Genomic DNA, 20,015 nt, shown 5'->3' on the forward strand with positions numbered 1-20,015 from the left:
ACCGCGAGCAGCCGCGCGACGCCGGGCTACCTCGCGCCAGCAAACCACTCCCACTCGTCGGGGTCCGCGGGGAAGGGCCGCTGCTCCCGCGCCGCGAGCACCTCGCGCCTCCACGTCTTGTAGCCGCCCGTGAGCCACCAGGCGCGGGTGATGGCCACGCGGTGGTAGGTCTCGAACCCCCGCAGCAGCGTCTGGTTCGCGGCGTCGATGTCCTTGGGGCCCTGGCGCGCGCGGAGGCGGGCCTCTGCGCCAATCGTGGCGGACTCGCGGCGCTGACCTCCGTGCATCACCGGCCGCTCCAGGACGGGCCAGAGCCCCAGCAGGGGAGGAGCCAGTCCTTCGAGCAGCGCCGCATGCAGCCGGTCATGCCCGTCCACCACCAGCCACTTGCCCACGAGCTGGACGTAGAGGAGCAGCACGGGCGGCAGCGTTCCGTCGCGAGCGTGCTTGCGCCACGCCTTCACCCGGCCGTCGCTCTCGGGAGAGGGCGCTCGGAGCGAGAGCACCGCGCCGCTCCGCACCTCGGGCCGCTCATCTCCCATCCAGTCCCAAGCCTCCGTCCAGAAGGGCTCGAAGCGAAGCGCCTTCTCCAGGGAGTGAGGCGCACCGGGCGTGTCGCCACCGTGAGCGGAGGGAATGCACGGATAGCGAGCGGCCTTGTCCGCCGGCACCGGAAGCAGGGGCCGCAGGCACCAGCGGCCGGAGTGCAGCAGGGAGTCTTCGGCGCGCTCCAGCTCCCGCACGAAGCGGTGGGACCAGGCGGTGTACCACTCCGCCGTCGCGGGAGCCGGGCGGACGTCCCGGACCTCCGGCGCGGTGATGGAGGGAAGGCGCCAGGGCATCGGTGCGGGCCCGCGAAGGAACCCACACTCCTCCCACCCTGAGTCGATGCGCGACCAGAGCAGCGGCTGTCCACCGCTCGTCAGGCGGAGCCGGGCGTAGGCGGCGGCCTCGACATGCAGGGACGGCCGCTGGCGCCAGCAGCCCACGAATGGGACGTCCAGCAGCAGGCCCGGCACGGCCGGAGCCAGGCGCCAGTCCGTGTCATCGGGGCTCGGGGCGATTCGCGCGGACATCCATCCACCTCCGGGTGCCCCAGCGACGCGCCCGGTCCGGAGGCTCTGACGCGGATGAAGCCACAACCCGGTGCCGCCGCGCACTCAAGTCCGGACTCCAGGGAGGACATGAGGCGCTACTGCTTCGGCCAGTAGTCGGGTTCGCAGAGGTAGGGGCTCCTGAGCTTCGACCTGCGGGTGCAGTGGAAGCCTGTGGTGCAGGCATCGGGAGCGTTCGGGTCGCAAGGGGGCTGGCACAGCGTTCGCGAGCAGGTGAGGCCGTCCGGGCAGGGCCCGCGTTTCCGGCCGCACCTGGGGAAGCACCGCATCCAGACTTCCGCCGGGCGCGAAGGCTCGAACCCCATGTCGCACTCCTGCGCCTCGGGGCAGGGGGTGTGCTGGCAGTCCGTGCCGTGGAGGACGGCGCACGCGGAGACACCGTTCTTGTGCCGGATGCACCGCTGGCCTTCGGGGCACCCACGGGTCTCACAAGTTGGCTGACAGAGGGGTTCCGGCTCCACGTCCCCACAGAAGAAGCCCTCCGGGCAGCTCGTGGCTTCATCCAGGCGGCAGGGCCGGCCACACCAGCCCACCCGGTTCGCGCACAACAAGCCGGGCCGACACCCGTCACGGGGGTCCAGCGCGTGGTCCAGGCAGGCCTCCCCTTCCTGACGGACGCCCACGGCCACGCACCGGCGCACCCGAGGCTCGCCATCCGGTTCGTTCAGGACGTGGCAACGCTGTCCCTCCAGGCACTGCGCGTCCGTCGTGCACTCGCTGTCGGTGCAGTAGCGCTGCCTGCGCTGGATGTCGCTGGCGCACGCCAGGGGCGCCTCACAGTCGGCGGGCTTCCTGCATTCACGGAGATACGTCAGCCGGCTCAGGCGCTCTTCGTACGAGAGCATGGGAACGGTGCCCACTCCGCCTGGCTGCGAAGATGTCCCCTGCGGCCTGTCATGCAGGGCGCTGCCCATGACCAGCACCAGGGGTAGCGGCAGCAGGAGGGCGATGAAAGCGCCCAGGGCGGTACGCCAGCTCACTCGAAGCACCAACTGAGGCACTCCTCACTGTCTTCCTTGCCCCTGCAATGCTCTTCGTAGAGCGACTGGTCACAGTTTCCCGTGTCCAGCCCCTCCTTGATGTCCTTGCGCATGGCCCGGTCGAGCGTGCCGTCCCGCCGGTGCGCGGTGGGGCAGCCCGACGTCAGGCTCAGCGTGAGCATCCCGAGACAGCAGGCCAACCGTCGCATTTGCGCCCCCCGGCACACGGCCAGCGTAGCACGCGTCAGGAACTGCGCCGCGGGAAGGCGCTTGCCGCCGGGTGACGAGCTCGCACCTGGGAGTCTGTTACCGTCGCGCCGCGCGGTGCCCGTCTCTTCGCGAGCGGCCAGGCCCTCGGACGCCCTGGGGCGCCCTTTCATGGTGCTGGAGGAAGACCTGTGAGCGTGGCGACACCACCGCCCCTGCGGTCGGGAATGAGCTTGGGCGAACTGGTGATGGGGGAGCAGCTGGGCGCCGGTGGCTTCGGCACCGTGCACCTCGCGAGCCACGGGCCACTCCTCTTCGCGGTGAAGTTCCTGAACCTCCGGCGCGTGGGCGCGTGGCGGTGGCGCGAGGTGGACATCCTCAACCGCCTGGAGCATCCCAACGTGGTGCGGTTCCTGGGCTGCGGCTACTACCCGCTGGAGGCGCCCCGCTTCTTCTACATCGTCATGGAGTACGTGGAGGGCCGGCGGCTGGACCAGTGGGCGGACGCGGAGAACCCCACCGTGAGGAGGGCGGTGCGGGTGCTGGCGCAGCTGTCCCGCGCGCTGGAAGCCGTACACGAAGTGGGAGTGCTCCACCGCGACTTGAAGGAAGCCAACGTGCTGGTGGGCGCGAGCGACCACGTGACGCTCATCGACTTCGGCATGGGAGGACACGAGGGCGCCGCGCCCGTGACGCCCCTGGGCCTGCCGCCGGGCACTCCTGCCTACCAGCCGCCGGAGGCCTGGGAGTACCGGAGCGCGGGCTACGAGCGACGGGAGTCGGTGCCCTATGAAGCCACGGTGCTGCACGACCTGTGGGCACTGGGCGTCATGCTCTACCGGCTGCTGACGGGGGCGCGGCCGTACGACACGGACCATCCAGAAGGTGTCAACGACCTGCTGGCGGGCCGCTGCAAGTCGGCGCGCGAGGTCAACGCGCGGGTGCCCGAGGCGCTGAGCACGCTGTGCCTGCGGTTGCTCGCCAGGGACGCGGAGAAGCGCCTCCAGAGCGCCGGGGAGGTCCGCGCCGCGCTGGAGGCGCTGCTGGCGGACGCAGGGCCGGAGTGGGACGTGACGTTGTGCGCGGCCTACGCGCCCGACAACCTCACCACCGACGGGGACAGCGAGGTGCCAGTGGACGTCGAAGCGGAGCTGGAGCGCTGGGTCCGCGAGCCCCTGCGCCCACCCCGGCGGGGCCCGCGTCCTCCGGTCGAATCACACGCCACCGAGGAAGCCCCGAGACTCGATGCGCCTTCCGCCTCGGAGCGGGAAGCAGCGGGCGCTCCGAGGGAACCCTCCACCGGCCCCGCGACAGCCTCCTCCGGAAGCCCTCGCGCCCGGCTGTCGGGAAGGGTGTTGCTGGGGCTGGTGCTTCTCGTGCCGCTGCTGGCCGCGCTCGCCATGCTCCTTCCTCCGTGGGGACGCCCTGCGCCGGCTGCGGCGGGCCGGGAAGTGGCGCCCTCCGGGCAGGCGCCGGAAGCTGCGCGGGCCGTGGCTCGGCGAGCGCCGGAGGCCACCCCCGCGGCCGTCGACACCACCGCGACGCCACCCCAGGAAGACACCGCCGTGAAGCCAGACGACACCACTCCCGCACCTCCGATGAAGACGCGGCCCCGGGGCATGAGTCCGCTGACGAAGGCGGTAGGCACCGCCGCCAGCTGCGTCACCCTGGCCTGTGCTGGTGACGGCGGCGCCGGTGCCGGTGCCCAGGTGCGACCCGCGCCGCCGCTCAGCCCCGCCGCCTGCCCGGACGGCGCCGTGGAGGCCATGAAGCAGGAGCTGGACATCGCCGTGGGGGATAAGGGGCGTATCGTGCAGACACTCGGCGACAGGTATATCGACGTCCGGGTGGGCTGGCAGACGCTGCGCACGACCGACGCCTTCGGCGACATGCCGGAGGACACCCTGCTGTCCGGGCGCCTCATCGTCGGGGGCTGGCGTGTGTACGGGCGCTTCACCGAGGCCCGGCTGCCGGACGGGCGTGTGTTCCCCGTGTGCATCGAGTTCGAGGAACCAGCGGAGGACGAGGCGGGGTTGGTCCTCCGGGACGGCAGCACGCCCGTGGCGCCCCGAGTGCTCAACGCCGTGGACCTGCGGGCGGTGAAGCGCTTCCGGTAGTCAGCCCGGGCGGATGCCGCGGCGGGCATGGTAGGAGACGACGTCCCCGCTCCCCTGTCCCTGGCCCGACCTCGGAGGTCGCTCCGTGCCCTGCCCCACCGCCGCCCTTGCCCTGCTGCTGCCCCTGCTGGCGGGAGGCGCGGCCCCACTGGAAGCCGCCGGGTGGGAGGTGGCGGGCGTGCGTCACGTTCCCCTGGGGGCGGTCGCGACCGAGACAGCCACCGAGGTCCGCGTCAGCCCCGGCCGCGTCACGAACCTGCTGTTCGACTCGCCGCTGGCGGACGTGGAGCTGGAGGGACGCGAGCGCTTCACGCGGGTGCGCGTACTGGAAGACTCGCTGCTCCTGGTGCCCTCGGAGCGGGTGACGCCAGGCGAGCGGCTGAAGTTGACGGTGCGCTTCCAGGATGATGGCGCGCTGCCCCGGGGCGCGGACTTCGTGCTGGTGGCGCACGCGTCGCTGGCCGAGCAGCAGGTGGAGGTGCTGCGGCGCCCGCGCACGCTGGCCTCCTTCCAGCAAGAGGCACTCGCGGCGCGGGACGCCCTGCGCAGGTGCGAGGGCACCCTGGAGGGGCTGCGAGCGGAGTTGGGGCGGCCGGAGGGGCTCGCGGGGATTCTCGCGGCGCGTCTGCTGGACGAGAGCGGCATCGCGGCGCGCAAAATCATCAACGAAGCGGTTCCGCGCGCCAGAGACGTGCCCAGGGTCGTTCGCGCCACCACCTACCGGTCCGCGCTCTGGGTGGCGGTGGAGGTGGAGGTGAACAACACGGACGCCACCCGGCCCTGGCGGGTGGCTGGCGCGGCGCTGCTGGGCGGGGAGGGCTCGGCGCCAGTCCGGCTCATCCCCTGGCAGGAGACGCCCATCCCCGCCGGGAAGAAGGGACGCATCATCATGCAGGCGCGAGTCCAGGACCTGCGCCAGGGCCCCTTCACACTCAGCCTGTGGGAAGCGGAGGCGGGAGGCCACACCGTCATGCTGCGCAACGTCAACTTCCCCTGAGTGGACGCGAACCGTGTCTCCCAAACGCGGGCTCCCGAGAGAAGACCTTGGGCACTACTGCTTCGGCCAGTAGTCGGGTTCGCAGAGGTAGGGGCTCCTGAGCTTCGACCTGCGGGTGCAGTGATAGCCTTTGGCGCAGGTGTCGGGGGCGTTCGGGTCGCAGGGAGGCTGGCACACCCCGCGGTCGCAGATGAGTCCGTCCGGGCAGGGGGCGCGCTTGCCGCCGCATTCAGGGAAGCACCGCATCCAGACCTCCGCCGGGCGGGAAGACTCGATGTCGACCTCACACTCGTGTGCCTCGGGACAGGGCGTGTGCTGGCAGTCGGTGCCGTGGACGACGGCGCACATGGAGACACCGTCCTCGTGCCGGATACACCGCTGGCCCTCCGGGCATCCGCGCGCCTCACAGGTTGGCAAGCAGTAGCGTCCCTGCTCCGCGTTCGCGCAGAAGAAGCCCTCCGAGCAGTGTATGGCTTCGTCCAGGCCACAGGGGCGGCTACACCAGCCCACCTTGCTTGAGCACGACAGGCCGGGCCGGCAAGCATCACGGGGATCCAACGCGTGGTCCAGGCAGGCCTCACCTTCCTGACGGACACCCACGGCCACGCACCAGCGCACCTGGAGCCCTTTCCAGGGAGTGGCCAAGTCGTGACAGCGCTGTCCCTCCAAGCACTGCGCATCCGTCGTGCAGTGGCTGTCGGTGCAGTACTTCTGCCTGCGCTGGAGGTCCATGAAGCACGCCAGGGGCGCCTCGCAGTCAGCGTGCTTCCTGCATTCACGGTGGTACGTCAGCCGACTCAGGCGCTCCTCATACGAGAGCATGGGGACGGTACGTGCCGCGCCTGGCCGCGAAGAAGACTCTCCTTGCCTGTCATGCAGGACGCTGCCCATGACCAGCACCAGGGGTAGCGGGAGCAGGAGGGCGATGAAAGCGCCCAGGGCAGTACGCCAGCTCACTCGAAGCACCGACGGAGACACTCCTCTCACGGCCCCAGCGCGCTACCACTCACGCAAGCGCGGCCTCCAACTCAGTATCAAACATCCCCGGGTCTATCTGAATACTGTCCGCCGTGGCACCCGCAGGCAGACTGTCGAGACCCGCGATGATTCTTTCGGCAACCACCTTGACGCCCGAAAGAATCCGCAACTTTGTCGGACTGCCCCCCAATTCATACACCCGCGCAATGCGATAGTTGTCGACCGATGCAGCAAAGCGCAACTCGCCAATGCTCATATGCAATGGCCGTTCGCATGGACCGCGCGTCGTCTTCACGTCAACGAACACGTGCGGCACTCCGTCCACCCATCTGGCCGCGCGCACCTCATAATCGAATGCCGATCGCACATGAGTCTGCGCGACCCAATCGAAGTCATCCTCTCCGTGCCCCGTTGCGACGAGCCACATCCCAAACAAGTCCTCGCCCCGCTGGCTGGTTTCCTCCGCATCCAGGATTCGCCTACGCAAATCTTCATGTGACATCCTCATGGAGCGGCCCGAGGGCCGTCTTGAAGTCAGCACAGGCGAAGTGTTACCGAACAACACGTCTTCGATCGTGTCGCGAAGACCGAGCACCTCAAGAGGATGCTCTCCCGGATACGCTCCCTCGGTGACCGCCCGCAACTCCGCCACAAGGGAGTCCGACACCGCGACCAGGGTATTCCGCTCGGCGAAGATGCTGCGAGTCGCAATCGCTTCGTGCAACTGCGAATCATCGTGCGCCGACACGAGAACAAGCGTCACGACGGCTGGCCGCCCAGCCCCTTCGAAAGCGAGAACTCCGTAATCGCCTACAGCCAGCGAGTCAAAGCGACCGGACTCGTCGTCTGAGTCGCATATCAACTCACCACCCAGGCACCAGCCATTCGGGCCTGGCGAACGCTGGACCCTTCGCGTCAAGCGGTGTGCGGTCCTTCCTCCAGGACCCACAACCACCAGGGAGACGATGACCCGTTCAAACGACTTCCTGAGCCCGGGGTAGAAGTCATCAACAAAGACGCCGCCATCCAGCGCAATTGCCTTCTGTCCGGCGCGTTCCGCGTGACTCTTGAAGAATGACAAGTCCGAAGCCGTCAGCGGTTTGATTGCGATTTTCATATTGGGCCGAATCGAAGCGCACCTGCTCTCGAGGAGGACCACGGAGTCGGAAGTCGACCTGCGACTTTCGGCGGTGTGCAGGCAACTTCGGCGGTTCGCCTTCGCCTGCCACACACGTCGCGCTCGCGGCCTCACCCTACCCGTGAAGTCCTGCTGGGAGCAACTGTCACCCCAGGTCCCTCCCCGGCCTCACGCCCACAGTCGCCGCGCGACCACCTCCTCCAGGTTCCGCGAGTGGAAGAACGCCTCGACCTCACTGCCCCGCACGTCCGCCGGCAGGCACGCCGCGAGCGCAATGGCCCGCACGCGCTCCGGCGCCCCACGCGCCTCGCGCACCGCTCCTTCCAGAGCCCGCAGATAATGCCGCGCCGAGCTCAGCGTGCGCGGTGACACCACCCCGCCGTGCCCCTGGATGACGCGCGAGCGGCCCCGCGCCTCCGAGCGCCACAGCGCCGCGTCGATGGCCGCCGGCTCCCCGTAGGCGACGTACGCCATGTGCCCCACCGCCGTGTCCGCGGAGAACAGCAGGTCCAGCGCGGGCACGTCGATGTTCAGCGTGCTCGCCGTGTGCCCGGCATTCGGGAACACCTCCAGCGCATACCGTCCCCACTGGAGGTGCAGGGGCCCACCCACCCGCAGTTCGGGCGCGCGGAAGAAGCCCGCTTCTTCATCTGTACGGAAGCGCTCCGCCTGGAAGGTGTCCTCGAAGCGCTCGTGCGCCAGCACCAGCGCCTCCGGGAACACCTGGAGCGCCGCCAGGTGGTCGCTGAACCCGTGGGTACACACCGCCAGCCGCACCCGCGCGTGCAGCTCGTCCTGGACAAAGCGCCGCAGCGCCTCCGCGTCCGCCCGGCTGCCCAGCGCATCCACCATCAGCACGTCGCGACCGTGCAGGAACAGCGTGGCGTTCGACGCGTAGGCCTCCCCGATGACCACCAGGGCATCGGGGGCAAGCGACTGTGTCTTCAAGCTCATGGGGGCACCTCGGAAGGCTGTCTGCCCGCACTTGTCCCCAAGTTGTCCACATGCGTCCAGCGCATCCTCCGCATGAATCCATGCAAGAATCGAATGGATGGTCCTGGACGTGAGACACCTGAGGCTGGTGGCGGCGGTGGTGGACACGGGCTCGGTGACGGCGGCGGCGCGCGTGCTGCACCTGTCCCAGCCCGCCCTGAGCCACCAGCTGCGCGACGTGGAGGAGCGCCTGGGCGCCGAGCTGTTCCAGCGGCAGGGCCGGCGCATGGTGCTCACCGGCGCCGGGCAGCGCGTCCTGGACGCCGCGCGCAAGGTGGTGGCGGAGGTGGAGTCCGCCGAGGCGGAGGTGTCCCGCCTCGCGCAGTCGACGCACGGCCTCTTGCGGCTGGCCACCGAGTGCTACACGGCCTACCACTGGCTGCCCTCCGTGCTGCGGCGCTTCTCCGCGAAGCACGCGGGCGTGGAGGTGCGCATCGCCGTGGACGCGACGCGCCGGCCGGTGGAGGCCCTGCTCTCCGGAGCGCTGGACCTGGGCATCGTCAGCGAGCCCGTGCGCCACCGCCGGCTCGCGGGCGCGCCCCTCTTCGAGGACGAGCTGGTGGCCGTCATGGCCCCGGACCACCCGCTGGCGAAGCGGAGCGTGCTGCACGCGGAGGACTTCGCGCGCGAGCACGTGCTGCTCTACAGCATCCCCCTCACGCAGAGCACCCTCTTCCAGCAGGTCCTCGTGCCCGCGGGCGTGACGCCGTCGCGCGTGTCCCACGTGGAGCTGACGGAGGCCATGGTGGAGCTGACCAAGGCGGGGCTGGGCGTGGCGCTGCTGGCGCGCTGGGCGGTGGCGCCGGAGCTGGCGCGCGGCACGCTGGCCGCCGTGCGGGTGACGCGGCGGGGCCTGCGCCGGCACTGGCACGCGGCCTGGCCCCGCACCGTCCGCCCGCCGCCGTACCTCACCGCCTTCGTGGAGCTGCTCGCGAAGGCCGGGCCGCCGGGGCGCTGAGCAAGTCTCCTTCCCTCCGCGCCAGCCTGTGGCACACTCGCGCGCGCTATCAAACTCCTGCTCTCCATCTTCTTCTGGGCGTTCCTCGGCGTCTCCTGCGTGGTGCTCTTCGCGGGCGCCGTGGTGCTCTGGCTCGTCACGCTCCCTTTCGACCGGAACGGGCGCGTGTTGCACCTGTACTCGTGCTTCTGGGCCCAGCTCTACTTCTATGTGAATCCGCTGTGGCACCTGCGCGTGGACGGGCGCGAGCGCCTGCCCTGGCACGAGCCGGCGGTGCTGGTCGCCAACCACGAGTCGCTGGGCGACATCCTGGTCCTCTTCGGCCTCTACAGCCCCTTCAAGTGGGTCTCCAAGGCGGAGAACTTCCGGCTGCCCTTCATCGGCTGGAACATGCGCCTCAACCGCTACGTGCCCCTGGTGCGCGGCGACAAGGTCAGCATCGCGAAGATGATGCACCTGTGTGAGTACTGGCTCGCGCGCGGCGTGCCCATCCTCATGTTCCCGGAGGGCACGCGCTCCTTCGACGGCCAGGTGAAGCCCTTCAAGGACGGCGCCTTCACCCTGGCCATGAAGATGAAGTGCCCCATCATCCCCGTGGTCCTCACCGGCACCGCCCGCACGCTCCCCAAGCACGGCCTGGTGATGGAGGCCTCGTCCCACTGCCGCGTCCAGGTGATGCCTCCCGTGGACCCGGCCGGCTTTCCCGACGTACCCACACTGCGCGAGTACGTGAGAGACGTCATCATCGCGGAGAAGGCCCGCATGGACGCGGAGGCGTCCTCACGCACCCAGGCGTAGGCCCCCCCCGGTGAAGCCAGCCCTCCCGGCCTGCTACCGTGGGCGCCGTTGGGAGGATTCGACGCCATGGGGAAGCGTTCGGCGGTGGCTGTCGCGCTCGGCGTGCTCTTGCTGGGCACCGTCGTGGCGCTCGTCGGCAGCCGCGATGATGACCCCGTGGAGGCCCCCGCGCGCGAGGCCCGCTCTCCCCGGACCCGGACACTCCCGGGCCCGAGCGAGCCCACCCCGCCGCCTCGCGGCACCCTGTCCGTTCGCGGGCGCGTGGTGGACGAGAGCGGCAACCCCGTCGCGGGCGCCGACGTGTCCGCCACCCGGGCCATGCCGGGCGAGTCGCTGTCCGCGCTCCCCTGTGACGTCCAGACGCCGGACGTGCCGATGTCCTCCATCGACTGCGTCGGCGAGGCCACGGACGTGCTGACGGAGCTGGTGCTGGCGGAGCGCGGCGGAGCCCCCATGCTCGCCCACACCACCAGCGCGGAGGACGGCAGCTTCGTGCTCGACGCGCTGCCCGAGGGCACCGTGGCGCTGTGGGCCTTCGCCGGGGAGGACTCCGCCCTGGCGCCGGAGGTCGCCACCGGCAGCGACGGGGTGGACCTGGTCCTGGAGCTGGGGCTCGCCATCGCGGGCCGCGTCGTCGACGAGGCCGGCGGGCCCATTGCCTCGGCACAGGTGAAGCTCTTCCACACGGCGCACTCGCGCTACTTCGACGCCAGCACCGACGCGGACGGCCGGTTCAGCCTCGGCCCCCTGCCCACGGGCGAGTACAGCCTCGTCGCCTCCAGTCCCGGCCTGCTGCCGACGTACCTGCTGGACGTGGCCTACGAGGACCTGGAGTCCATCACCCTCCACCGGCCCCGGCGCATCCGCGGGCAGGTGCTCCTCGAGGGCAGGCCGGCCCCCGGCGCCGAGGTCCGGCTGCCGTACAGCCTGCACGTCGCGGTGACGGACGGCGACGGCCGCTTCGTCCTCGAGGACATCTCCCCCGGCAGCTACGAGGTCTTCGCGGAGCGCGACGGCCTGCACGGCTATGCGAACGCGGACCTCGACGAGACGGCGACGGACGTGGAAATCACCGTGCACCTGGGCACCCTCGTCTATGTCGAGGGCCTCGTCCTGGACGAGGCCGGGCAGCCCGTCACCGGCGCCGTGGTGTCCACCTACCCCGGCGAGGACGCCCCCACCGCCGAAGACGCCATTACCGGAGCGGATGGCCGGTTCCGCCTCGGCCCGCTCGTGCCCGGCGCGCACTCCTTCAGCGTGGACGCCGACGGGTTCCTGGCGCTCGAGCCCGAGGACGTGGAGGTGTCCGCCTCCGGGCCACCGCTCGTCTTCACCCTCGAGCGCGCCGTCGTCCTCGCGGGCATCGTCATCGACACCGAGGGCCGCCCGCTGGCGGACGTGGACGTGGAGGCCATGAAGGCCGGCAGACCCACGCGGCGGCGGCGCAACGTCCGGCGCCACCTGCCCAACCACCACGCGCCCCTCATCTTCCACCAGGGCAGGTCCGCCGTGGAGGAGGAGGAGCCGCCCCCGCTGGAGGAAGAGGTGGACCTCTCCGACGACGCGCGCAGCACGAGTTCGGACGAGGACGGGCGCTTCCTCTTCGAGCTCCCCGAGCCGGGGCGCTACGTCATCACCGCCGGCGGCGGCAGCCACCTCTTCACGAAGGCGGAGGCGGACGCTCCCACGACGGAAGTCCGGCTGGTGGTGCGCACGGGCGCGAAGGTGGAGGGCACGGTGGTGGACGCCCGCGGCGCGCCGCTCTTCCAGGTGCGCATCACCCTGAAGCTCCCCTCGGACGGCGAGGACGATGAGCGGCTGGTCATGAGCGACGAGCAGGGACACTTCTCGCTCGAGGGGCTGCCTCCCGGCGGCCACACGCTCCAGGCGGTGCTGGACCGGGGCGGAACCCTTCACCGCACGTCACACGCCTTCTCCGTCTCGGGCGCGGAGCCGGTGGAGGTGTCGCTGCGGCTGGACACGGGGCACTCGGTGTCGGGCGTCGTCGTGGACGAGCACGGGCGCCCGGTCGAGGCCGCCGAGGTGCGGGCGTACACGCTCCAGCAGCAGCCCGAGGACCGGGATGGCCACCGCCCGTCCACGGCCACCACCGGCCCGGACGGGCGCTTCACGGTGGACGCCCTGGTGGAGGGGCCGTGCGTGCTCTCCGCGTCGAAGAATGGCTACACCTTCGACGAGCCCGAGCTCGGGAAGGGGCAGGCGCGGCCGGGGGTCGTGACGCGGGCGGGAGCGGGAGACGTGCGCCTGGTGCTCCTCTACCAGGGCTACCTGCGCGGGCGGGTGGTGCGGGAGGACGGCACCCCCGTCTCGCCCTTCACCATCAACCAGCTCTCCTTCCGGGACCCGGGGGGCGCCTTCGAGCTCCCCATGGACAACCCGGGCTCCATGGAGCTGCGGTTCGACGCGCCCGGCCTCACGCGCGCGGTGCTCGACGTGAAGGTGCCGCGCGGCAGGGATTTGGACCTGGGCCTGGTGCGGCTCACGCGCGGGCGCCAGGTGAAGGGCCGGGTGGTGGACGGAGTGACGTCCCAGCCCGTGGCCCGCGCGAGCGTCCAGGTGAGCATCGTGGGCGAGGACGAGTGGATGTCCGAGCACTCGCCCCTGGCAGAGGCGCAAACCAGCGTGGACGGCACCTTCACGCTGCCACCGCTGGAGGCCCGCGCGCTGGTGCTGAAGGTGAAGCACAGGGGCTACCCCCTGCTGCGCCAACGCATTGGAGTGGGTGACGAGACGCTGGAGCTGCGCCTGTTCAGCGGCGCGCGGGTGGAGGGCACCGTGACGGACCGCGAAGGCCGGCCCATGGACACCACGGTGATGCTGGAGCCCCTGAGCTGGTCCGGCTCCACCACCCGCGTGAAGACGGCCGGGGGCACCTTCGCCCTGCAGGGGATGGAGGCGGGCAACTACGCGGTGCACTCGCTCGGCACGACGGGGGCGGATGGGCGCCGCGTGGAGTTCATGCCCCAGCGGGTGTACCTGCCCCCGACGGGCCCGGTGACGCTGGCCATCTCCGAGCGGGCGGGTGGCGCCACGCTGAGGCTCCACTTCCGGCTGGAGCTGCCGAACCCCGTGGCGGGCATGTACACCGCGCTCGTCCCCGGCCCGGTGTCTCCGGAGGCCACGCATGAAGAGCTGCTGACGCTGACGCGCCACCAGTCCATGCCTCGCACCCGGAGCGGCGGCGGCCCGTCCGAGCTGGTGTACGAGCGCCTGCCCGGTGGGCGCTACACCTTCCTCTTCCTGCTACAGCTGGACCGGGAGCGGTACGCCGTCCACCGCGAGGAGCTGGACATCCCCGAGGGGGCCTCGCTGGAGCACGAGCTGCGCACGGTGTGGACGCCGGTGCCCGACAGCCGGTGAGTCCGGGGGCCGGCTCGCCTCCCGAGGTGGCGCGCGGCTAGGCTTGCCCGCATGAGCAACAAACCCGACTTGGCGAGCGCGGGGGAGCTGGAGCTGGACTGGGGCAGCCGGGAGCAGCGGGCACCGGGGCACGTGCCGGAGCCCGCGGGCGAGCCGCTTCCCGAGGAGCCCTCCGGCGCGGGCAAGGGGCTGCCCGGGGACCCTCGCTACATGAGCCGGGAGCTGCGCCTGCAGCTGACGGGGCTGCTGGAGGGGCCGGGGCTGCGCATGCGGCAGCTGCGCGAGCTGGTGGAAGTCCTCGTGCCGTGGGAGGCGCGCAACCAGTACGAGGTGTGCGACGACACGGGCCGGCCCACGGTGTACGTGGGCGAGACGGGAGACGGCTGGGGCTCGGCGCTCAAGCGCAACTTCTGGCCCTTCTACAAGGCGCGGATGGAGTGCATGACGTTGGGCGGGACGGTGGCGCTCGCGATTGAGCGGCCGTGGAGCTTCCTGCTGGCGCACGCCAACGTGGAGGCGTGGGACGGGCGGCTGCTGGGGCGAATCGAGCAGCGCTTCTCCGTGGTGGGCCGGAAGCTGGAGCTGCTGACACCGTCGGGCACGGTGCTGGCGACGGTGGAGGGGCCGCTCTTGAAGCCCTGGACGTTCCGGGTGATGCAGCGGGGCGTGGAGGTGGCGCTCATCCGCAAGAAGTGGAACGGCGTGTTGCAGGAGCTGTTCACCGACGCGGACACCTTCCGCCTGGACTTCGCGCCGGAGTGCACGGACGGACGGCTGCGGCAGCTGATTCTCGGCGCGGCGCTGCTGGTGGACATGACCTGGTTCGACAACCGGAGCAGCAGCTCCATCGTCGGCCCGGGCGCGGACCTCCTGGACATCATCGCGTTCTGGAAGTGATGCGGCGCGGTCAGAGCGCGGGCAGTCGAGAGGCGAGTGTGGCGAGGGCCTCCCGGCTGGTGGCACAGCGCTGGCGGAAGTCCTCACTCAAGTCCGCGCAGGCGACGAGCCGGTCCCAGTACGCCAGTGCGTGACGGGCGGCATCGGCCCAGACGTCCAGGTTGTGCGCATTCGGTGGCTCGGGCGTGAAGGTGCGCTCGACAAGGTGCGCACCGTCCGGCGCGAAGACCATGGGCAGCATGTCGTAGATGGGCGCGAGCCGAAACCGCCCGGGAGACTCCACGAAGCAGGAGACATTGCCCAGGTGACGGTCGGTGTTACCGATGAGCTGGCCGAAGGTGTCGAGCCAGCGGATGCGCCGGACATCCTCCTTGGGGAGCCGGCGGTCTACGAGCAGGCGCAGGGCGACCTGCGTCCAGCTCCCCCTCCCCAGGCCGACGTACTCGTTGTCGATGGCGCGCAGCGACAGCAGGGCACGCCGTCCCAGTCTACCGATGCGATCAAACCGGCCGACCTCCAGGAAGCGGTAGTCGCCCAGGTCGAACCACTCGGCGTCGGCTGCCTCGAATCCAGCGGCGCGGACGCACTCCAGGGCCAACTGCTCGCACGCAAGCAGCTCCCGCCAGCGCTGTCCCGCACGGCCCATGCTCGCGTCCGCGAACTTCACGAGGACGTGGCGCGCTCCTGTAAAGGCAGTGAACTTCGGCTGCTCGCCTCCCGCCGATGAGCTCGCCCCTTCGCTACGGTAGCCACGAGCGTGCACGGGATAGTTGGCGCGCTCCACCTCCGGGGCCAGGATGCGCAGGGACAGGTAGCGGTTCAGGGACTGCTCGCCCAGGATGAGGTCCCCCGCGCAGTCCTCGCCGTACTGGCTCAGGACGTCGAGCACCTGGTCGTCGCCCCAGTCATCAGGGCGCGATGAGCGTCTCGGGGGCCCCAACGTGCTCGGGCCATGGAATCGGAAGCGCCGGCCCATGTACCCCTGGGGCCGCATCTCCTCCACGAACGGCGGCCGTCCCTCGAAGCGCTGACCGGGGCCTGTCACGGACTCCAGCCAGTAGCCTCCATCGGACAGGAAGTGGAGTGTGCCCAGCCGGTGGATCTGCCCGGCCTCATCCACCCGGTGCACTGGCACCCGCGTGCCCAGTTGGGGCACGGTCCGCGTGCGGACATACAGCGCTCCCTTGGTACGCCCCATCCGGCACACTGCGTCCCCTGCGGCCTTGAGCCACCGGGACAGGGTCTGCTGGGAGACGCCGAAGTGCTCCTGAAGCGTCTCTACCCGCACCGGCTGCAGGCGCTGAATCGTCTGCAGGAGCTGGTCGCTGGTCGGAGCACTCATGAGTAGATTCGTGAGTAGATAACGGCTCCATTCGCTTTCGCAACCATTTGATTTCGTTGAAAATCAACCTGAGTTGGTGCGAGCAGATGGGTAGATTCGCGTCCGGATACGGGTGCCAGGGGCCGTTTGAACGCACGCCCGCCCGTCTGGGGAGCCCCCTCCCATACGGCCCGCCGTGCTAAGTCCCCAGACCCATGTCCACGTCGACGAGTGATGCCCTCAACTCCGCGGACCTCGAGCGGCTGGTCCAGGCCGAGGCCCCGGACCTGGCCGAGGCCGTCATCGCCTTCCTGGCCCAGCCGGAGAAGGCCTCCGAGACTCCGCCACCGAAGGACGCCTTCACCTTCGACAAGCTGCTGCGGACGCTCACCCAGGCCCAGGCCCGCCACGGCTCCGAGAGCCGGCGCACTGCCTCCACCGAGGCGTGGCAGCGCTACCTCGCGCAGAAGGACGTGGCCCACCCGCCCCGGCTCGCCCTGGCGGACCTGCTCGTCGCCCTCTACGCGCGCAACACCGATGCCTCGCGCGCCGCCCTGGTGGACATCATCCGCCGCGCGGACCTGCGCTTCGGCCTGTGGGGCGGCCTCAAGCGCATCTACAAGCTCGCCGAGGCCCGCCACGACGCGGAAGTCTTCGGCGTCCTCGCCTGGCGCTTCGACGTGGAGCGCGGCCGCGGCGGGTACAACCGCGAGGTCTCCGCCGGCACCCTCACCTACCTGCGCCGCCGCGCCTGGCGCTACCTGCGCCACCTGGGCGCCGCCGTGCCGGAGCTCTACCCCCAGTTCGCCGTGGAGGTGCTCCGCCACTACGAGGCGGACGCGTCCTGGTACTCCGTCTGGGTGGCCCACCACATCTGGGCGCACGGCAGCGGCAACTACACGGCGACGTCGTTCTCCATCCAGCCGCCCGCCGACATGGTGAAGCACCGCGCCTTCCCGGACGCGTGGAAGCGCTCGCCGGACGCGCTGATGCGCCTGCTGGACACCTGCTACTCGGACCCGGCCGCGCGCTTCGCGATTCAGGGCCTGCGCAAGGACCACCCGGAGACGCTGCGCAAGGTGACGCCCGCGTGGCTGGACAGGCTCGCCCGCCGCCCGCTGGCCAGCGCCCACGACTTCCTCGTGGAGACGCTGCAGGGCTCGCCCGAGTTCCACCAGGGCCGCCTGCGCGCGCTCGGCCTGCACGAGGCGGTGCTCGCGCTGCTGCTGTCCCCCAGCGACCGGGCCCGTACGTATGCGATTGAGTACGCCCGAGCCCACGCGCAGGACCTGCCCGCCGAGCGGCTGGTGGAGCTGGTGGCCCAGGGCGCCAACGACGTGAAGGCCTACGCCGCGGCCACGCTGGAGAAGCGCAACCCGCGCGAGCTGGGGCTGGAGCTGCTGGGCCGGCTGCTGTCGTTCAAGCCGACGACGGGCTTCGCGGCGCGCTCGCTGGAGCAGTCCTTCGACCGCGCGGAGCTGTCCGCCGCCTTCCTGCGGGACTTGTACCTGGGCAGCTCCGAGCAGCTCGCCTGGGTGAAGGGCTTCGTCTCCTCCAAGTACGCGGCCACGGAGCTGCCGGTGGCCTTCTGGAAGGAGCTGCTGGAGGACCCGCGCCTGGAGAAGCGTCCGCACCCGGTGGAGGGGCTGGCGGTGAAGGCGCTTTCCGCGTACGCGCCCGCCGTCATCGGCCCGGAGTGGCTGCTGGACAAGACGGCGCACCCGCGCATCGGCGGCACGGTGGGCAACTGGCTGATGCGCGCGGACAGCCTGCCCGGGCTGGACGTGGAGCGGGTGAAGGGGCTCGTCTTCAGCTCGAAGCACCGCGCGGTGGCGCTGGCGCTGCTGGGCAACCGCAAGCTGTTCACCCCGCGCCAGCTCACGGTGCCCTGGCTGCTGGCGCTGGCCCGGCGCGCGGACCCGCAGTTGCACGGCTTCGCGCACCGGTACCTGCTGGAGAACGTGATGCCGGCGGACTTCAGCGACGCGGGCGACGCGGCGGCGGGCCTGGAGCGCCTGTTCGAGCTGGCGCTGGGCGCGAAGCAGCCGGTGCAGGTGCGCGGCTTCGCGCAGACGTACCTGCGCTGCCACCACCCGGTGATTGGCCCCGAGCAGCCGGAGTCGAAGTCGTACGAGCTGAAGCCGAAGGCGCCTCGCAAGGCGTACACGCCGGAGAAGCTGTGGCCGGCGCTGCAGGACTCGCGCGACGACGTGCGCCGCTTCGCGCTGGCCATCGTCCGCGCGGAGCTGCGGGCCTGGGGCTGGCACACGCGCGTGTACGAGCTGGCGGACGCGGAGGCGAAGGAGGTCCGCAACCTGGCCTACGACGCCCTGCTGAAGGCGGGCGAGGAGGGCGCGGACGCGCGGCACGTGCTGCACCCGGAGGAGCTGGACCCGGTGAAGGTGTTCTCGCTGACGGAGAGCACCAAGCGCAGCACCCGAGAGGTGGCGGTGGAGCTCATCCGCCGGCACTACGCGCGGCTGGGCGGCGCCGAGCGGCTCGCGTGGCTGATGCAGAGCGCGGACCGCGAGGTGGGCCTGTTCGCCGTGCGGCTGCTCTGGGAGAAGCACCGCCCCACGCACCTGCCGGAGGGGTGGAAGCCCTCGGGTGCGAAGGAGGCCCCCGTGGCCGCCACGGAGCGCTTCGCCAACGTGGACGCGCTGCGGACGTTCCTGCGGCGGATGCTCTTCGGCCTGCCGCCGGGACGGGCGAAGGAGGCGCGCGAGGGTGAGGTGCAGCGCCGCCTGTCCGCCAGCGTGGCCAAGCGCCGTGTGATTGAGCTGGTGCGGGATTTGGGCCTGGAGGACGAGGCCTTCGCCCGCGTGGTGGCGCCCGTGCTGGGCGAGTTCACCGGCTCACTGGCGAAGGGCGAGTGGCAGAGCTGCCTCGCCTCGCTGGTGCAGTTGCGCTCGGCGCATCCGGAGGCGCAGCTCGGCGGGTTGTAACGGGGCGGGCGGGAGTCGCCTGCACTCCTGGCCGCCTGGCTCGAGGACCGCGAGGCCTGCCTCGCGCCTCGGCGTCACCTGCGATGCGGCGCTTCGTCGCCTGATAAGCAGCCCTGGGACGGCGGCTCGCGGGAGTCATCGGCGTGCCTGCCCGGGTGTGGTTACGCTGGCACCGCATGGTGCTCGACGAACTGCTGAATGGCTTTCCCCGGGAGCGCTTCCTGCGGGAGCACTACCAGAAGCGTCCCTTTACCGGACCGGCCGCGGCCGAGCGCCTGCGCGAGCTGGGCTCGTGGAGCGTCGTCGACGAGCTCATCGAGCAGACGCCGTGTGACGTGCTGCTCGCGCGGCGGGGCGTGCCGTACACGGGCGAGCGGCCCTCGACGGCGAAGCAGGCGCGGGAGCTGTTCGCGGAGGGCTACACGCTCGTGCTCCGCCAGCCGGACCAGCACCACCCCGGCCTGTCACAGCTCGCGCGCACCTTCAGCGCGGAGCTGCATGGCCGCATCAACCTGCACCTCTACTGCACGCCCGCCGGGCAGCACGGCTTCGGCTGGCACTGCGACCCGGAGGAGGTCTTCATCCTCCAGACAGCAGGCCGCAAGGACTACCTCCTCCGGGAGAACACGCTGCACCCCGTGCCCCTCCCGGAGGCCCTGCCGAGCGGCGCCGTGGCCGCGCAGGAGACGACGCCCGTGGAGACGCACGCGCTGGGAGCCGGGGACTTCATCTACATCCCCGCCGGCCACTGGCACATGGCCCAGACGACCGAGCAGGAGGCGCTGTCAATCTCCATCGGGCTGATGGCGCCCACGCTGCTGGACGTGCTCGACGCGGTGCGCGCCACGCTGGCCAGCAACCCCGTGTGGCGGCGTCGCCTGCCCGCGCTCGGGTATGCGTCGGACCTGGATGACCTGCGGAAGCTGGAGGTCCTCCGCACGCTCTTCACGGAGCTGGGCGGTGAGCTGGGCCGCGCCCTGTCGGACCCGGGCCTTCCGCTGCGGTTCCTCGCACAGACGGCGCGGTACTACCTCCGCGCCGCTGGGCTCCGGGGCGGCGACCGGCGCTGATGGGCTCTCGCGGCCCGCCCGCTCGCGCTTGCCGAATGGCCGGCCGCAGGTCCCTGTTCGGAAATGTCGGGGGTTTTGCGCCGAAAATGTCCCGACATTTCCGAACAGTGTGCCGGTGGA

The 20,015-nt window shown here is 70.9% G+C and carries 13 protein-coding genes; 8 read left to right on the forward strand and 5 right to left on the reverse strand.

What is annotated here, in order from left to right; genetic code table 11:
* Positions 1–26: 26 nt before the first annotated feature.
* Both LXT23_RS06180 and LXT23_RS06185 read right to left on the reverse strand, forming a co-directional pair.
* Positions 27–1,076 (reverse strand): hypothetical protein, encoded by a 1,050-nt coding sequence (locus tag LXT23_RS06180; RefSeq protein ID WP_253979125.1) that lies wholly within the window; start codon positions 1,074–1,076, stop codon positions 27–29.
* Between the two features lie 1,015 nt (positions 1,077–2,091).
* Positions 2,092–2,277 (reverse strand): hypothetical protein, encoded by a 186-nt coding sequence (locus LXT23_RS06185; RefSeq protein ID WP_253979126.1) that lies wholly within the window; start codon positions 2,275–2,277, stop codon positions 2,092–2,094.
* A gap of 252 nt (positions 2,278–2,529) precedes the next feature.
* Here LXT23_RS06185 and LXT23_RS06190 point away from each other — a divergent pair, with 252 nt between their 5' ends.
* On the forward strand, positions 2,530–4,419 hold the full coding sequence (locus tag LXT23_RS06190) for a serine/threonine-protein kinase (protein WP_253979127.1): 1,890 nt from the start codon (positions 2,530–2,532) through the stop codon (positions 4,417–4,419).
* A gap of 85 nt (positions 4,420–4,504) precedes the next feature.
* Positions 4,505–5,416: a DUF2381 family protein gene (locus LXT23_RS06195; RefSeq protein ID WP_253979128.1), complete on the forward strand. Its 912-nt coding sequence runs from the start codon at positions 4,505–4,507 to the stop codon at positions 5,414–5,416.
* 1,006 nt (positions 5,417–6,422) lie between these two features.
* Here the strand turns inward: LXT23_RS06195 and LXT23_RS06200 are convergent.
* Together LXT23_RS06200 and LXT23_RS06205 are read right to left on the reverse strand one after the other, a co-directional pair.
* The gene (locus LXT23_RS06200; protein ID WP_253979129.1) at positions 6,423–7,511 is read right to left on the reverse strand and encodes a protein NO VEIN domain-containing protein; all 1,089 of its coding nucleotides are present in this window, start codon (positions 7,509–7,511) and stop codon (positions 6,423–6,425) included.
* Between the two features lie 189 nt (positions 7,512–7,700).
* Positions 7,701–8,486 carry an MBL fold metallo-hydrolase gene (locus tag LXT23_RS06205; RefSeq protein WP_253979130.1) on the reverse strand — a complete coding sequence of 262 codons (786 nt, stop codon included), beginning with the start codon at positions 8,484–8,486 and terminating at the stop codon, positions 7,701–7,703.
* Between the two features lie 109 nt (positions 8,487–8,595).
* Here LXT23_RS06205 and LXT23_RS06210 point away from each other — a divergent pair, with 109 nt between their 5' ends.
* From LXT23_RS06210 to LXT23_RS06225, 4 genes are all read left to right on the forward strand, one after another.
* Positions 8,596–9,483: a LysR family transcriptional regulator gene (locus tag LXT23_RS06210; RefSeq protein WP_253979131.1), complete on the forward strand. Its 888-nt coding sequence runs from the start codon at positions 8,596–8,598 to the stop codon at positions 9,481–9,483.
* Positions 9,484–9,585: 102 nt separating this feature from the next.
* Positions 9,586–10,281, forward strand: coding sequence for a lysophospholipid acyltransferase family protein (locus tag LXT23_RS06215; RefSeq protein WP_253979536.1), 696 nt, complete (start codon positions 9,586–9,588; stop codon positions 10,279–10,281).
* A gap of 66 nt (positions 10,282–10,347) precedes the next feature.
* On the forward strand, positions 10,348–13,662 hold the full coding sequence (locus LXT23_RS06220) for a carboxypeptidase regulatory-like domain-containing protein (RefSeq protein ID WP_253979132.1): 3,315 nt from the start codon (positions 10,348–10,350) through the stop codon (positions 13,660–13,662).
* A gap of 51 nt (positions 13,663–13,713) precedes the next feature.
* Entirely contained in the window at positions 13,714–14,559 is an 846-nt protein-coding gene (locus tag LXT23_RS06225; RefSeq protein ID WP_253979133.1) for a phospholipid scramblase family protein, read from the forward strand.
* A 10-nt stretch (positions 14,560–14,569) separates the two neighbouring features.
* On the opposite strand, the gene yjjJ is transcribed toward LXT23_RS06225, so the two are convergent.
* Positions 14,570–15,901: a type II toxin-antitoxin system HipA family toxin YjjJ gene (gene yjjJ, locus LXT23_RS06230; RefSeq protein WP_253979134.1), complete on the reverse strand. Its 1,332-nt coding sequence runs from the start codon at positions 15,899–15,901 to the stop codon at positions 14,570–14,572.
* Between the two features lie 194 nt (positions 15,902–16,095).
* On the opposite strand from yjjJ, the gene LXT23_RS06235 reads away from it, so the two are divergent.
* Together LXT23_RS06235 and LXT23_RS06240 are read left to right on the forward strand one after the other, a co-directional pair.
* A complete protein-coding gene (locus tag LXT23_RS06235; protein WP_253979135.1) occupies positions 16,096–18,825 on the forward strand; it encodes a hypothetical protein in 2,730 nt (909 codons plus the stop codon).
* A 176-nt stretch (positions 18,826–19,001) separates the two neighbouring features.
* Positions 19,002–19,895 (forward strand): cupin domain-containing protein, encoded by an 894-nt coding sequence (locus tag LXT23_RS06240; RefSeq protein ID WP_253979136.1) that lies wholly within the window; start codon positions 19,002–19,004, stop codon positions 19,893–19,895.
* Positions 19,896–20,015: the final 120 nt, after the last annotated feature.

The sequence above is a fragment of the Pyxidicoccus xibeiensis genome (genome assembly GCF_024198175.1).
In the GTDB taxonomy this organism is placed as follows: Bacteria; Myxococcota; Myxococcia; order Myxococcales; family Myxococcaceae; genus Myxococcus; species Myxococcus xibeiensis.